The organism is Rathayibacter sp. AY1B8, from assembly GCF_002932775.1.
In the GTDB taxonomy this organism is placed as follows: domain Bacteria; phylum Actinomycetota; class Actinomycetes; order Actinomycetales; family Microbacteriaceae; genus Rathayibacter.
This window is the reverse complement of the sequence record NZ_PSWJ01000005.1, coordinates 81,472-95,878: the sequence shown is the minus strand read 5'-3', so window position 1 is coordinate 95,878 and position 14,407 is coordinate 81,472. Positions and strand designations below refer to the sequence as shown.

Here is a 14,407-nt window from a genome sequence, read left to right as displayed (position 1 = left end):
CCGGAAAGAAGGAGCCCCGTGACCGACACCATCGTCGCCGAGGACGCCTCCGGGAGCTCCTCCGAGCTCCTGGCGCGCGAGGTCCTGATCCACGGTCCCGTCTCGCGGGCCGAGCTCGGCCGCCGCCTCGGCCTCTCGCCCGCCAGCCTGACCCGGCTCGCGCGCCCGTTCCTCGACGGCGGCCTGGTCGTCGAGGGCCCCGAGCAGAGCACCGGAGTCGGCCGCCCCGCCCGCCCGCTCGACATCCGCGCCGACGCGCTGAGCTTCGCGGGCGTGAAGATCACCGGCACCGAGGTCCTCGCCGTCCGCACCGACCTGCGCGCGCGGACCGAGCGGGAGCTGGTCCGCCCGCTGCCGGGCACGGAGCCCGCCGACGTGATCGCCGCGATCGTCTCGGTCGTCGACGAGCTCGGCGGCCCCTCCGCCTTCGCCGGCCTGGGCGTGACGCTCGGCGGGAGCATCGCCGCCGACGGCCGGGTGAGCCGCGCGCCGTTCCTCGGCTGGCGCGACGTCGACCTCGCCGCTCCGCTCTCCGCCGCCCTCGGGCTGCCGGTCGCCCTCGAGAACGACGTGGTCGCGCTCACGGGCGCCGAGCACTGGTTCGGGCGCGGCCGCGGCATCCCGCACTTCGCGGTGCTCACGGTCGGCGCGGGCGTCGGCTACGGACTGGTGGTGCACGACCGGGTGGTCGCGCCCCCGGAGGCGGGGCTCGGCCTGGGCGGCCACTACCCGCTGGATCCCACCGGCCCCGTCTGCGAGGCCGGCCACCGCGGCTGCTCGACCGCGATGCTCAGCCTGCCCTCGCTCCTCCGCCAGCTCTTCGTCGCCACCGGCCGCGAGCTGACCCTGGCCGAGGGCTTCGCCGCAGCTCGCGCGGGCGACCCCGGTGCCGAGCGCATCCTCGCCGACTCCGCCCGCGCGCTCGGGACGATGATCGCCGCGATCGGCAACCTCTCGATGTCCGGCACGGTGATCCTGGCCGGGGAGGGTGTCGCCCTCTACACGGAGCAGGCCGCGGTGGTGGACGCCGCGATCGCGGCCACGCGCGACCCGGACGCTCCGCCCCTGGCGCTGCTCGTCGACGACGGCGGGCTCGTGGAGTGGGCGCGCGGCGCGGCGGCCGTCGCGATCCAGCGGCTGCTGCCGCGGATCGCGCTCGGGACGCTGGGGTAGCGGGGCGCGGGGCGCGGGTGCTCGGGGTGCCGGGCTGGCGGGTCTCCGCGCCCAGTGGGCCGTCGGCACGCTCGCCCGGCGGATCTCAGCGCCGCGCGGAGGCTCGGGATGTCGACCCGGCGGGTGTCCGCTCCGGGCGGGTGCTGGGACGCCGGCCTCGCGGGCTAGGCGCCGAGCGCCGAGCCGGGCAGGTCGCTCTGCAGGCCGTCGACGATCCGGCCGAACGCCGCGATCGCCTGGTCGTCGCCGAGACGGCCGGAGTCGACTCCTCCGGCGATGCGCAGGACCTCTGCCCGGCGCTCCGCCCTCTCCACCGCGTCGAGCCCGGAGGCCCCGATCGCTGCGGATGCGCGCACTCGCGCGACGATCGTGCCGACGTGCCATCTGCCGCGTGCCATCTGTCTCCTCCTGAAGTCCCCGACCTTCTTCGGAGGGGACGCACACCCGGATGGGTGCGCGTCCCCGCGTCCTCACCCCCTGTCGCTCCGGCGATGCGTCACGAACGGTCGTCATCCGCCCGCCGTGGCGACCGTTCGTGACGCATCGATCGAGCTGGGGAGGCGGAGCGCCCGCTCGCGGAGAGGGGGCCGGGGCGCCAGAATGACGGCGAGCGGAGGGAGGCACGATGCGACGCCTCCGCGCCCTCGCCACCGCGCTGCTCCTCCTGCCCGCCCTCGCGGCCTGCGCGCCGGGAGGCGCGACGGGCGCCCCGAGCGGCACCGCGGCGGCCACCGTGGCTGCGACCACCGCCACCCCGTCTCAGGCCACCCCCGACCCGGCCCGCTCCTCCGCCGCGTCCGCCCCGGCTCCCGGGGTCACCGTCTCCGTCCAGCAGAACCGCTCCGACATCGCCGGCGGCACCATGGCCTTCGAGGTCCACAACGGCAGCGGCGCCCCGATCGAGGTCACCGCGGCCCGCCTCACCGACCCGCGCCTGGCCGCCCCGCTCACCTGGACCGGCGGCACGGGCGTCCCCGACGGGACCTCGCGAGACCTCCGGGTCGACGTGCCCGAGCCCGCCTGCCCTGCCGCGGAGGCGCCCACCGCGCTCGAGGTCGTCCTCGCCATCGACGGCCACGGCGAGCACGCGTACCCCGCCGACGACCCGTTCTCGTTCGTCGACGCTCTCGCCCGGTCCGGCTGCTTCGCCCGCAGCGTCGACGCCGACCTCGCCCTGCGGATCGACACGTCCGGAGGCGCCGCCCACGAGCCGGCGCGCCTCACGATCACCGCCGACGTCCGGGGCACCCCCATCGTGCTCCGCAGCGTCGACGCCACGATCCTGCTGCAGCCGCCCGACGCCGCCGACGCCTGGACCCTCGACCGCTCCGTGCCCGCCGGGACCCTCGACTCCGTGGTCCTGGACGCCGTCCCCACCCGCTGCGACACCCACGCGCTCGCCGAGGACAAGGTCGGCACGCGCCTGCCGGTCACCGTCGAGACCGCGGGCCGGCAGGGCACTGTCGTCGTCGCCGCGACCCCCGAGCAGAAGGGCGAGCTCTACGCGTTCATCACCGCGTACTGCTCGTCCTGAGCAGGGGTGGCGGGCGGTCCGGGGACGCGGACGTCGGCGCCGCGGACGCGTCTCGCCGTCCACCTCGGCCGTCACTCGCCGCCGCTCGCCCGCATCGGCAGGTTGCGCCGTCGGCCGCGCCGAGCCGGTCCCGCCCGCCGTGGGACGAGCCCGGCTTACCCCGCCCGGCTCGGCTCGGCTCAGCCCGCTCGACTAGCTCAGCCCGGTTCAGCCAGCGCCCCGCTCCGCTGTGCGCGCCCCAGCCGCGCCCGTCCGCTTCACGCCGGCGCCGTGCTCAGCGCCTGCAGCCCCGTCACCCGCAGCAGGTCGAGCCGCGCCTCGTCCTCGCTGCCCGGCGCCACCGTGTAGACGACGATCCGCAGGTCGGTGCCCGGAGCCGTGAGCACGTCGCAGTCGATCGTGATCGGTCCGACGGGCGTCCGCGTCACCGTCTTCCGGCTCGCGCGGTGCTCGGCGATGCGCGCCTCCGCCCAGCGCCGCTCGAACTCGGGCGACTCCTCCCGCAGCCGGGCGACGAGGGCGGCGAGCGCCGGATCGCGCGGGTAGCGTCCGGTCGCCGCGCGCAGGTCGGCCGCGAGGTCGGTCGCGAAGTCCTCCTCGTGCTGCGCGTCGAACTCGGTGCCGGCGTGGCCGGAGGTGAAGTGCCGCCAGACGAGGTTCCGCTCCAGCCCGGTGTACACCGAGGGGTCGCCGTTCAGGGCGGCCCAGAGCGGGTTCCACAGCAGGATGTCGTGGGCCGCCGTGAACACCGCGAGCGGCACGTCGCCCAGGCGGTCGACGATCCGCTGCACGCCCGGGCTCACGTGCTGCGGCACGACGCCCGGCGAGGGGACGGCGGCACCGGCGACCCGGTAGAGGTGGTCGCGCTCGCTGTCCGTGAGCCGGAGCGCGACCGCGAGCGAGCGGAGCATCGACAGCGACGGGTTCCGCGCGCGTCCCTGCTCGAGCCGCACCAGGTAGTCGACGCTCACTCCCGAGAGCGCCGCCAGCTCCTCGCGGCGCAGGCCCGTGGCGCGGCGGCCCGAGCCTACTGGCAGGCCGACGTCGGCGGGACGGATGCGGTCGCGCCACGAGCGCAGCACCGTGGCGAACTCCTCCATGCCGCCCATCCTCCTCCGCCCGCCGTCGCCGAGCCAGGTACTGACGGTCCCCCCGTCGAGCGCGGCCTGGTCGAGGCCCGACGACCCGCGCAGGATGGGCGCATGACCACGACACTCATCACCGGAGCGAACCGCTCCCTCGGCCTCGAGACCGCCCGCCGACTCCTCGAGGCGGGCCACACCGTCTACGCCGGCATGCGCGACACCGCCGACGGCGACGCCGCCCGCGCGCTCGGCGCCCACCCCGTCCGCCTCGACGTCACCGATCAGGCGAGCGTCGACTCCGCGATCGCCTCCCTGCCCGGGCTCGACGTGCTCGTCAACAACGCCGGAGTGCTGGGCACCTCGTTCGGCGTCGACGACCTCACCCCGGAGGCGATGGCGGGCGTCCTCGAGACGAACGTCGTCGGCATCGTCCGCGTCACACAGGCCGCGCTCCCGCTGCTGCGGGCCTCCGCGGCCCCGGTCGTCGTGAACGTGGCGTCCGGAGTCGGCTGGCCGCGCTGGCTGAGCACCGAGGGCCACGACGAGTTCCCCGTCACCGCGATCCCCTACGCGGCATCGAAGGCGGCGGTCGTCGCGCTCACCGTGCAGTACGCGAAGAACCTGCCGGCGATGCGGATCAACGCGAGCGACCCCGGCTACACCGCGACCGACTTCAACGGGCACGGCGGGCACCAGACCGTCACCGAGGGCACGGACGCGACCGTCGCGCTCGCCCTGCTCGGCTCCGACGGGCCGACGGGCGAGTTCCACGACCGGCGCGGGCGCATCGAGTACTGAGCGGCGGGGAGGGCGGGCGCGGCCGGGGGAAGGCGGCCGGACACCGGCCCGGACCCGGCAGGCGTCCACGTGCCCGTTCGAGGAGCCGCAGACCCCGAGCCCGGCGTGCGTCCACGTGCCCGTTCGAGAAGATCCCGCCCGACCCGGCGTGCATCCGCGCACGCCCGAGACGCGGTGAGGTCCCCGAACCCGCCCTCGGCGCACCGGCCAGCACATGGTGATGAGGTGTCCTGTCTGCGCGGTCACCGGTCCTCGGTGCTGGGCTGTGAGTGACGGCCGGAGCCGGGACGCTGCCCACCGCGTGACAGAGGGCCGGATGAACCGCCGGCCCGACGGTGCGTGCTCGCTCCGGTGCGCCTACCGACTCACCGCGTCTCGTGTCAGCTCTGCAGCTCGACCCCCCAGTTCGTCCTCTGGACGTCGGCGTCGAGCCCGCGCAGCTCGCGCGCCACGGCGTCCGCCTGCTCGCGCAGCTCCCGCACCGGCAGCGCGGGCAGGCGGCGCAGCTCGCTCCGGAGCTGGCGGTAGCCGCGCTCGCCGGCGGCCGCGTCGGCCGCGCGGGTCAGGAGGCTGTGCCGGGCGCGCAGGGCCTCGCGCCGGGCGAGCGCCGCGGTCAGCACCTCTCCGGTGGTAGTGGTCGCCGTCGCGTTGGTGAGGTTGATCGCCGTGACCAGCCGCTCGAGCTCGCCCAGTGCGCGCGTGCAGTCGGCGAGCAGCTCGGCCGGGTCCTCGGTCGGCTCCTCCCCCTCCTGGTAGGAGGCGTTCGCAACGATCCGCGACTGGAGGGCCTCGATCCGCTTCTGCAGGTCGGCCCGCTCGAGGAGTGCTTCGGCGAGAGTCATGCGACCAGGCAAGCACACATCGACGGGACCCGCCCCCCTAGGCTGCGACCGTGCCGCTGCAGAACCATCCCGGAGACGTCGAGTTCCCCGTCCGACCCCGGCTGCGCTACGCGCGGGCGGCCGATGCGCACCGTCGCGGTCAGGGCGCCGGACGCCGCGCCCTCCTGGTGACCGCTTTCGCGGCTCCGGTGGGCCTGGTCGGCTTCGCGTGGGGGCTCGCGCTCGGCGGCGGCGAGAGCGTCGTCGCGTTCACGGCGTTCGCGTTCGCTCTGGCCTTCGGGCTGCTCGCCGCCACGGTCGGCTTCCAGCAGTGGGATGCGCGCGCGCCGCGCCGCGAGCAGCTCGCGTACCTCGGCGCGGCCGGCTCGCCGACCCCGTCCCTCCGCCAGCAGCAGCTGCTCGCGCTCGACGCGGTCAGCGACTTCTCGTTCGCCGGCTGGAACTCCTCCCTCGCGTTCCAGCCCTCCTGGGCCGAGCTCCCGGAGGAGCTGCGGCGCCGCTACGCCGACGGAGCGAAGGGAGCGCCGTGGCAGCAGCTGCCGCTGCATCCGCTCGTCGAGCACCGGGTCGCGCTCGACCGCGACTTCCGCATCGCCTCGGCCGACGACGTCGAGCTGCTGGTCGCCGACGTGCTCACCCGCGGGCCGCTCTCGACCCGCTTCGCCGAGGTCTCGGCCTCCGGCGACGCCGAGCGGATGCGCTCCCGGGTCGCCGCGCTCACGGGCGGCAGCGAGTTCCACCTCCTCGAGCTCGCTCAGGCGGTCGACGGGCGTCCGCCGCTGCTCCTGCTCGCGGGCGACGCCGAGCGCACGATCGGCGCGATCCGCTACGCCTACGTCGCCGGCTACCTCCCGGCGGCACGGGCCTGGGAGCTGCTGGCCGCCGTCGGCGACCGCGTCTTCGAGCGCTACTCCGGCTGGGACGCCTACTGGGCCGACGCGGCCCTCGCGATAGCCTTCCGCACCGACTCGCTCGGCGCGGTGCAGCACCACCATCGTCTGCGCGCGGAGCTCGCGGCCTCGGGGTGGCCGGCGGCGTCGGTGCCGTACCCGGGCTGAGCGCGGGGCGGCTGCGGAGACGGTGCCTCCGAGCCGGAGCGTCCGGACCGGAGGCGCGCAAACGAGGTGACCTCCGTCGCCGACCGTGCCCACCGACCCTGCGAGAGCTGCGGCCCCGGCGTCAGCCCAGCTTCGAGGCGGGCACCGTCTCGAGGTGGAGCAGGTCGCGGCGCAGGCGCTGCGAGCGGACGTAGCTGCTCAGCACGTGCTCGGGCGAGGGCGGGGAGTCGCTCCCGCCGAGGAGGGCGCGCGCGGTCGTGAGGCGTGCGCGGCGGATCTCGTCGAACACGGTGGTGCCGTTCCGCGCGAAGGTGCGCTGCAGCGTCCGCTTCGGGACGCCGAGGCGCTCGCAGATCTCCTGGACCGAGAGGCGGGGGTCGGTGGACATCGCGGCGATCAGGGCGAGGGCGCGCGTGTAGACGTCCTCGCTGCTCTCGCGCGGCAGCGAGGTCGCCAGCACAGCGCCCGCCAGCTGCTCGACGGCGGCCCGCACCAGGGGGAAGGCGGGGGAGTCGGCGTCGAGGGTGGAGCCGAAGGTCGCGTTGACGGTCGAGAGCAGGATGCCGCGGCTGGCCGCGTCGGCCTCGGTGACGACGGCTCCGCGGTCGGCCGAGTCGACCAGGCCCAGCAGCGGGCGGTCGAGGGCGATCTCGGTGCGGGCGCTCGGGGTGTCGGTCACGATCGTGAACGGGGAGTCGCAGTGGAGGAAGGCGATGTCGCCCGGCGCGACGCGGACCTCGAGTGCCGCCGGATCGTCCGGCTGGATCACGATCGCGCCCTCGAGCGGGATGATCAGGCGGACGCCCGGGCCGATGGCGGAGGTGCGGTGCAGGCGGGCCGGCGAGTGCCAGATCCGGAGCACGTCGACGCCGTCGCTGCAGAGGGTGTCGGCCACGATGCGGAACGCGCCGTTCGCGCGGACGTCGACGCCGCTCTGGGCCAGCCACGCGGCCGCCGCCGTGTCCCGGCGGGACACCCCGCGATCGACGATCGGTCGGCTGCCTTCTGCGATTCCCCTCACGGCGGAGTCCTTTCCTCTGGCGCGTCCTCCGTACGACGCGATCCCTCTACCCTGGCCGATCCGGCCCGGTGGTGAGAAGTCTTCATGCGATCGCATCGTCGCTCACCTCCACCGCAAGGTGTCGGATCCCGCCATCGGGGGACGGAACCGGACCTCCGGTGTGCGCCTCGGATCGACGTGGACCTCGAGCGCGGCGACGTCGGTGAAGGGCCGGTCGTCGCTCGTGCGGCCCCGCAGCACGATGGAGTGGCGGAGCGTCCGGGGCGCCCGCAGCGGCGCGATCGTGTAGTGCGCGACGGCCACGAACCCCGCTCCCGGGGCGACCCGCTCGGGCCGGCCGACGACGGTGACCGGGGCCTCGTCGTAGTCGAGCTCGGCGCCCGAGCCGTCGGTGAAGGAGCCGCAGAACAGGGCGAGGTCGTGCAGGGCGGCGGTGCCGGAGTTGTGGAACTGCATCCAGAAGGTGATCACGGCGACGGAGCCGCGGGCGGGCGCGAGCCGCACCGCGCTGCCGTCGAGGACGAGGTGCGGGGGCGCATCGAGCGTCGGAGCTCCGAGCATCAGCCGCGCCGCCTGACGCCCGCCGCCGGTGCGGCCACCGGTTGCGCTGCGCGTCCCGCCAGCTGCAGGAGGCCGCACGCGGCGACCACTCCGACGAGGGCGGCCGCCCAGCTCAGGTCCTGCTGGTCGAACTCCCGGAGGTGCTCCGGGACGCCCGTGAATCCGAGGATCCCCTGGGCCGCGGCGACGGTGGCGAAGGCGAGCAGCGCGGCCGTGGCGGCGACCGCGGCCGGGGCGGGCGGGTCGCCCTCCGAGTCCTGGGCGAAGCGGCGGACGGCGTGCGCGAGGGCGAGTGCGCAGAGGGCTGCGGCGACGAGGGCGGCCGCGGTGTAGGCCGGGCCGGCGGCCAGCAGGAGGAGGGCGCCGACGACGACCCGCAGGCAGGCCGGGAGGACGCCGGGAGCGCTGCATCCGCGCGCGCCCGGGCCTCCGCCGAGGGCCGCGGCGCGGGCGCGGGACTCCTCGAGGCGCCTCCGGACGCCATGAGGACCAGTGGCGCGGAGCAGGGCGGTCGCGCCCGAGGCGAGCAGCGCGACGCCGACGAGCAGGGGGAAGACGAGGGCGGCGGCGGGCAGGGCGGGGGCGGCGTCGGCAGGGGTCATCGGGTCTCCTTCGGGGCGGGGACGGGGCGCGGCACCTCGATGATCCGTCCTCGCGGAGCGCCTCGGGAGGCCGGGCGCGAACGCTCACGAGGCAGGCGCGCCAGAACGTCAGAACGCGCCAGTGGACCGTGCCGCCGAGCTGTGCCAACGGCACCGCGGAACGTGCCACGCGCCTCCGCGTGCCCGCTGCGCGCTGTTTCGAGACGGCCTACGCTCACCGGATGGACGAGGTGCGGGACGCGTACGGCGCGCGGGCGGAGGAGTACGCGGCGCTGCTCGGATCGGTCGACGCGGGGCCCGCGGCCGATCGCGAGCTGATCGGGTCGTGGGCCGACGGGCTGGGGGGCACGGTCGCCGATGTGGGCTGCGGGCCCGGGCACTGGACGGAGTTCCTCCGGCGCCGCGGAGCCGCCGCGGTCGGCGTCGACCCGGTGCCGGAGTTCGTCGCGCTGGCTCGAGCGCGGTTCCCGGACGTCCCGTTCCGGCTCGGCTCGGCGCTCGAGCTCGACGTCGACGGCCTCGGGGGCGTTCTCGCGTGGTACTCGCTCATTCACCTGCCGCCGGCGGAGCTGCCCGGCGCGGTCGCGGCGCTCGCCGCGCACCTCCGACCGGGCGGAAGCCTGCTGATCGGCTTCTTCGAAGGGCCGCGCTCGGAGGCGTTCGCGCACGCCGTCGCACCGGCGTGGTTTCACCCGCTCACCGAGATGCGCGCGCTCGCCGAGCAGGCCGGCCTCGAGGTGACCCACTCGCTCCACCGCAGCGCCCCCGGCGTCCGCGACCACGGCGAGCTGATCGCCGTCCGCCCACGCTGACGCCGAACTGATCGCCTGCCTGTGATCCGGACGCCGCCGACGCCGCGCTGGTTCCGCGCTGACGGCACCCGCTCCCGCTGGTCACCGGCGGCCGTCGTCCCGGCCCACCGCATCCCCTCGAGACACCACCGCCCCGCCGGGACGCCGCCGTCTCAGCGGTGCTGCGGCGGTCCCGGCGGTGTCCCGGCGGACGAGGGCCGCCGCGCCTAGAGGCGGTCGGCGCGCCACTCCGTGGGGATCTCCTCGCCGCGGCGGAACGCCTCCTCCTCGCGCTCGCGCAGCTCGACGCGGCGGATCTTGCCCGAGGTCGTCTTGGGCAGGGGGTGGAACTCGAGGCGCCGCACCCGCTCGAAGGAGGAGAGCAGCTCGCGGGTGTGGGCGAAGATCGCGCTCGCCGTCTCGGCGGTCGGCTCCCAGCCCTCGGCGAGAGTGACGTACGCCTTCACCACGCTGTGGCGCACCTCGTCCGGAGCCGGCACCACCGCGGACTCGGCGACGGCGGGGTGCTGCAGCAGCACGCTCTCGACCTCGAACGGCGAGATCTTGAAGTCGGAGGACTTGAAGATGTCGTCGGTGCGGCCGACGAAGGTGATCGTGCCGTCGACCGCGCGGACCGCCACGTCGCCGGTGTGGAAGTAGCCGTCGGCGCGGGCGCGCTCGGTGCGGTCCTCGTCGCCGAGGTAGCCGCACATCAGGTTGACGGGCTCGACGGAGAGGTCGAGGCAGATCTCACCGGTGGAGGCGGGCTCGCCGGTCAGCGGATCGACGAGGGCGATGGCGACGCCGGGCAGCGCGCGGCCCATCGCTCCGGGGACCACGGGGGCGCCGGGCGGGTTCGCGATGATCGCGGTGGTCTCGGTCTGGCCGTAGCCGTCGCGGATGGTGAGTCCCCACTCCCGCTCGACGGTCGCGATGACCTCGGGGTTGAGCGGCTCGCCCGCCGAGAGGATCTCGGTCAGCGCGCGCGGCTTCGCTCCCAGCGCCGACTGGATCAGCATCCGCCACACGGTCGGCGGCGCGCAGAACGTGGTGACTTCGGCCCGGTCGAGCTGCTGGTGCAGAGCGGTGGGGGAGAAGCGGCTGTAGTTGTAGACGAACACCGTCGCCTCGGCGTTCCACGGCGCGAAGAAGCAGCTCCACGCGTGCTTGCCCCAGCCCGGCGAGCTGATCGCCATGTGCACGTCGCCCGGCTGGACGCCGAGCCAGTACATCGTGCTGAGGTGCCCCACGGGGTACGACTCGTGCGTGTGCACGACCATCTTGGGCTTCGAGGTGGTGCCGGAGGTGAAGTAGATCAGGCACGGATCGGAGCTCTGGACGACCACGGTCGGGCTGATGCCGAAGGGCTCGAGCGAGTCGGCGTAGTCGAGCCAGCCCTCGACGGCGCCGCCGACCGCGATGCGGCCGAAGCCGCCCTCCATCTCGTCGAACTTGGCTGTCTCGGAGGCGTCCGCGATGACGTGCGCGACCTCGCCGCGCTCGAGGCGGTCGGCCAGATCGGCGGGTGAGAGCAGGGTCGTCGTGGGGAGGATGACCGCGCCGAGCTTCATGATCGCGAGCATCGACTCCCACAGCTCGAGGCGGTTGCCGAGCATGAGCATCACGTGATCGCCCTGCTCGACGCCGACCGAGTGGAGCCAGGCGGCGACCTCGTCGGAGCGCCAGCGCATCCGGTCGAAGGAGTACTTCTCCTCGGAGCCGTCCTCCTCCACGATCCAGAGGGCGGGGCGCTCGTTGCCGATGGCGATCGCGTCGAACCAGTCCACCGCCCAGTTGAAGCGGGGCCCGACGTCCGGCCACTGGAAGGCCTCGTTCGCGGCGACCGCATCGGTGCGGTGCTGCAGGAGGGTGTCGCGGGCGGCGCGGAAGCTCCCGGTGGGGTTCATGCATGTCTCCGTAGCGGTCGAGGTCCGGCCGCTGGCGGGACCGACCCCCATTCTGCTCCCGCCGCGGTGCCGGGTGCTGCGCGACGGAGGCCCGGTGGGGACGCACGTCGGAGGGAGCACCTGTGGAGGAGCGGCCGAGTCCGTCCCACGAACGACACGGCGTCAGCGGGAGAGCGGAGGGCTCGCCCGCCGCAGCAGGCGCTCCCTCCGCTCCCTCCGCGGGACCTCAGTACTTGATGGACTGACCGCCGTCGATCGGGAGGACGGTCGCGTTCACGTACGAGGCGTCGTCCGAGAGGAGGAAGGCGACGACCGAGGCGATCTCGTCGGCCTCGCCGTAGCGCTTGGTCGGGTTGACCTGGATGAACTCCTCGGCCGCCTTGCGCGGGTTCTGCGGGTCGAGCTGCTTCATCGAGTTCTCGACCATCGGGGTCCAGATGGCCCCGGGCGCGATCGCGTTGATGCGGATGCCGAACTCGCCGTACTCGATCGCGGAGTTGCGGGTGAGGCCGACGACGCCGTGCTTGGCGGCCGCGTAGCCGGACTGGTTGCCGATCGCGGTGATGCCGCCGACGCTCGCGGTGTTGACGACCATGCCCGAGCCCTGCTCGCGCATCACCTTCAGCACCTTCTCCAGGCCGAGGAACACGCCGCGGAGGTTGATCGCGACGACCTTGTCGAACTCGTCGGCCGTGAAGTCCTCGGTGAGGTTCTGGCGGCCCTCGATGCCGGCGTTGTTGAAGAAGCCGTCGACGCGGCCGAACGCCTCGAGGGTGCGCGCGACGTAGGCGTCGACGTCCGCCTCCTTCGACACGTCGGCGAGGACGGTGATCGACTCGGTGCCCTCGGGCAGGACGTCGACCGTGGCGGCGAGGCCCTGCTCCGAGATGTCGACGAGGGCGAGCTTCGCGCCCTCCTGGGCGAGGCGGACGGCGGCAGCGCGACCCAGGCCGGATCCACCTCCGGTGATGAGGACGACGCGGTCGGTGAATCGGGTGCTGGTGGTGGTCATGACGACTCCTGCTCGAAGAGGGATGGGCTCGGAGGCCGTGCGGTCGGCGAGTCCGTATCCATGCGTCTGCATGCAATTGGCTCAACGATACGCCACAGGTGTCGGTTGAGTCTGAGTGCGCGGTCAGGGATGGAGTGATCCGGGCTGCGGGCGCCCGCAGTCGAGTCCGGTGGACCCTCGCGAGCGGGGCCGCAGGATCCGATGCGAGCACTCGGGTTCTGGGCAGAGCCGCCCCCGACCCCGATCCGCCTGGCCGCCGCTTCCGGGCGACCGAGCCGCACCGGCCGAGCAGGCGAATCGCCGAGCCGCCCCGGCCGAGCAGGCGAGTCGCCTGGCCGCGGCCGATCCGCCGCTCGCCCGCCTACAGGTGCGGCTGCCCCGTCGAGGCGCTCGTCCCGCCGTCCACGGCGAGGATCGCGCCGGTGATGTACGCCGCGTCCGCGCTGGCGAGGAACAGCACCGGCGGGGCGATGTCGTCCGGCTGCCCGGGGCGTCCGAGGGCGATGCGGTCGATGAAGGGCGCGAGCTCCTCGGGGGTCGAGGCCATCGACTCGGTCAGCGGCGTCTGCGTGAAGGCGGGGGCGACGGCGTTGACCCGCACCCCGTGCGCGCCGAAGTCGAGGGCCAGCGACTGCACGAACGTCGTGATCGCGCCCTTGGTCGCGTTGTAGGCGGCCTGACCCCAGTCGCCGCGGATGCCCGACACGGAGGAGACGACGACGATGTTGCCGCGGCTCGCCTTGAGGTGGGGGAGCGCCGCCTTCACCGCGTAGAAGAGGGCGTCGACGTTCGTCGCGAAGAGCGAGCGCCAGGCCTCGTCCTCCACCTCCTCGATCGGGCCGCCGAGGTGGCCGGCCGCGTTGTTCACGAGGACGTCGATCCCGCCGAACCTCGCGACGGTGCCCTCGACGAGCGCGTCGACCTCGGCTCGGACCGAGACGTCGGTGGGGACGACCAGGACGCGCTCGGCCGGGAAGCCGGCGACGGTCTCCTCGAGCGTGGCGGGGGTGCGCCCGGCGACCGCGACGCTCGCGCCCTGCTCGAGGAAGGCGCGTGCGATGGAGCGGCCGATGCCGGAGCCGGCTCCGGTGATCAGGACGGTGCGTCCGGCGAAGGGGTAGGTGTTCGAGGCGATCAAGGCGGTGCCTTCCGGGTGCAGAGGGTCGGCTCGGCGGGGTGCGCCGGGTACGGCGGGCGTCGGATCCGCCCGGTGCCGATCATCCGCGGCACCCGAGCGGATCGACGGGCCGCCGCGCCGGTACGGAGGAGCTCCCCATCGATCCGCAGCACGGCTCCCGACCCTGGCAACCGCCGCAGAGTGCGGTCCGCGGCCGCGCGGGCTCGGGTAGACCGGAGGGACGCCAGTGGACAGGGGGAACCACCATGGACACCACGAGAACGACCGCTCCGCGCCGGGCGACGGGGCTCCGGGCGGGACGGCGCGCGACCGCGCTGGGCGCCTCGGCACTGTTCGCGGCGCTCGCTCTGAGCGGCTGCACGAGCGGCGCCGACCAGGCGGAGGAGGCGACACCCGCCGTTCCCGGCACCGCTGCTCCGACGACCGCCGCTCCGACCGCGACGCCCACCGAGGCTCCGCTCGGGCCCGTGACGCTGCCCGAGGGCGCGACCGCCGCCGTGCGGTGGACCGACCAGGTCGGCCCCGTCGATCCGCAGACCGTGTACCTCAGCGGCGATCCGCTGCACATCACCGTCTCGGTCGCCTGCGACACCGCGGACGCCGAGGTGACGATCGAGGTCGTCGGCCTGATGACGAGCGGATCGTCGTGCGTCTACAGCCCGAGCACGACCCGCACCGGCACGGGAGGCGGCAACACGGGCACCATGCAGATCGCCGTCGAGCAGGACGCCGAGATCAGGGTGACGACGGTGCCGGACGACGCGCACTGGTCGGCCGCCGTCTCGACCGGGGCGCGGACGGTCCCCGGGCCCTGACGCCGGCCTGTGCGCTCACGAGAACAGATAAGTCGCGGTGGTCGAGAGCGGCCACCGCGACGTCCGGGTT

At 74.6% G+C, this 14,407-nt stretch carries 15 protein-coding genes; 6 read left to right on the top strand and 9 right to left on the bottom strand.

Going from position 1 to position 14,407, the window contains the following annotated elements; translation table 11 throughout:
* Positions 1-18 precede the first annotated feature (18 nt).
* Positions 19-1,173: an ROK family transcriptional regulator gene (locus tag C5C63_RS05540; protein WP_104227467.1), complete on the top strand. Its 1,155-nt coding sequence runs from the start codon at positions 19-21 to the stop codon at positions 1,171-1,173.
* Positions 1,174-1,337: 164 nt separating this feature from the next.
* Here the strand turns inward: C5C63_RS05540 and C5C63_RS05535 are convergent, their stop codons facing one another.
* Positions 1,338-1,571: a hypothetical protein gene (locus tag C5C63_RS05535; protein WP_104224027.1), complete on the bottom strand. Its 234-nt coding sequence runs from the start codon at positions 1,569-1,571 to the stop codon at positions 1,338-1,340.
* A 227-nt stretch (positions 1,572-1,798) separates the two neighbouring features.
* Between C5C63_RS05535 and C5C63_RS05530 the strand changes: the two genes are divergently transcribed.
* On the top strand, positions 1,799-2,707 hold the full coding sequence (locus C5C63_RS05530; RefSeq protein ID WP_104325641.1) for a hypothetical protein: 909 nt from the start codon (positions 1,799-1,801) through the stop codon (positions 2,705-2,707).
* A 257-nt stretch (positions 2,708-2,964) separates the two neighbouring features.
* Here the strand turns inward: C5C63_RS05530 and C5C63_RS05525 are convergent, their stop codons facing one another.
* Positions 2,965-3,807 carry a helix-turn-helix transcriptional regulator gene (locus tag C5C63_RS05525; protein ID WP_104325640.1) on the bottom strand — a complete coding sequence of 281 codons (843 nt, stop codon included), beginning with the start codon at positions 3,805-3,807 and terminating at the stop codon, positions 2,965-2,967.
* Between the two features lie 102 nt (positions 3,808-3,909).
* Between C5C63_RS05525 and C5C63_RS05520 the strand changes: the two genes are divergently transcribed.
* Complete coding sequence (locus tag C5C63_RS05520) at positions 3,910-4,590, top strand: SDR family NAD(P)-dependent oxidoreductase (protein ID WP_104227483.1); 681 nt, start codon at positions 3,910-3,912, stop codon at positions 4,588-4,590.
* Between the two features lie 380 nt (positions 4,591-4,970).
* On the opposite strand, the gene C5C63_RS05515 is transcribed toward C5C63_RS05520, so the two are convergent.
* Positions 4,971-5,432 carry a DIP1984 family protein gene (locus tag C5C63_RS05515; RefSeq protein WP_104325639.1) on the bottom strand — a complete coding sequence of 154 codons (462 nt, stop codon included), beginning with the start codon at positions 5,430-5,432 and terminating at the stop codon, positions 4,971-4,973.
* Positions 5,433-5,482: 50 nt separating this feature from the next.
* Between C5C63_RS05515 and C5C63_RS05510 the strand changes: the two genes are divergently transcribed.
* On the top strand, positions 5,483-6,490 hold the full coding sequence (locus C5C63_RS05510; protein ID WP_104325638.1) for a DUF1266 domain-containing protein: 1,008 nt from the start codon (positions 5,483-5,485) through the stop codon (positions 6,488-6,490).
* Positions 6,491-6,611: 121 nt separating this feature from the next.
* On the opposite strand, the gene C5C63_RS05505 is transcribed toward C5C63_RS05510, so the two are convergent.
* The 3 genes from C5C63_RS05505 to C5C63_RS05495 all read right to left on the bottom strand — a co-directional run bounded on the left by C5C63_RS05505 (position 6,612) and on the right by C5C63_RS05495 (position 8,674).
* Complete coding sequence (locus C5C63_RS05505; protein WP_146085188.1) at positions 6,612-7,466, bottom strand: helix-turn-helix domain-containing protein; 855 nt, start codon at positions 7,464-7,466, stop codon at positions 6,612-6,614.
* A 147-nt stretch (positions 7,467-7,613) separates the two neighbouring features.
* A complete protein-coding gene (locus C5C63_RS05500; protein ID WP_104295149.1) occupies positions 7,614-8,072 on the bottom strand; it encodes a hypothetical protein in 459 nt (152 codons plus the stop codon).
* Positions 8,072-8,674, bottom strand: a complete 603-nt coding sequence (locus C5C63_RS05495) for a hypothetical protein (RefSeq protein WP_104325637.1) — start codon at positions 8,672-8,674, stop codon at positions 8,072-8,074. The genes C5C63_RS05500 and C5C63_RS05495 overlap by 1 nt, the downstream gene beginning before the upstream one ends.
* A gap of 221 nt (positions 8,675-8,895) precedes the next feature.
* Between C5C63_RS05495 and C5C63_RS05490 the strand changes: the two genes are divergently transcribed.
* Positions 8,896-9,486, top strand: a complete 591-nt coding sequence (locus tag C5C63_RS05490) for a trans-aconitate 2-methyltransferase (RefSeq protein WP_104325636.1) — start codon at positions 8,896-8,898, stop codon at positions 9,484-9,486.
* 206 nt (positions 9,487-9,692) lie between these two features.
* Here C5C63_RS05490 and C5C63_RS05485 read toward each other — a convergent pair whose 3' ends face one another.
* From C5C63_RS05485 to C5C63_RS05475, 3 genes are all read right to left on the bottom strand, one after another.
* The gene (locus C5C63_RS05485) at positions 9,693-11,372 is read right to left on the bottom strand and encodes an AMP-binding protein (RefSeq protein WP_104325635.1); all 1,680 of its coding nucleotides are present in this window, start codon (positions 11,370-11,372) and stop codon (positions 9,693-9,695) included.
* A gap of 226 nt (positions 11,373-11,598) precedes the next feature.
* The gene (locus C5C63_RS05480) at positions 11,599-12,384 is read right to left on the bottom strand and encodes a glucose 1-dehydrogenase (protein ID WP_258065393.1); all 786 of its coding nucleotides are present in this window, start codon (positions 12,382-12,384) and stop codon (positions 11,599-11,601) included.
* Positions 12,385-12,745: 361 nt separating this feature from the next.
* A complete protein-coding gene (locus C5C63_RS05475; protein ID WP_258065392.1) occupies positions 12,746-13,522 on the bottom strand; it encodes an SDR family NAD(P)-dependent oxidoreductase in 777 nt (258 codons plus the stop codon).
* A gap of 245 nt (positions 13,523-13,767) precedes the next feature.
* Between C5C63_RS05475 and C5C63_RS05470 the strand changes: the two genes are divergently transcribed.
* Positions 13,768-14,337: a hypothetical protein gene (locus C5C63_RS05470; RefSeq protein WP_104325633.1), complete on the top strand. Its 570-nt coding sequence runs from the start codon at positions 13,768-13,770 to the stop codon at positions 14,335-14,337.
* Positions 14,338-14,407: the final 70 nt, after the last annotated feature.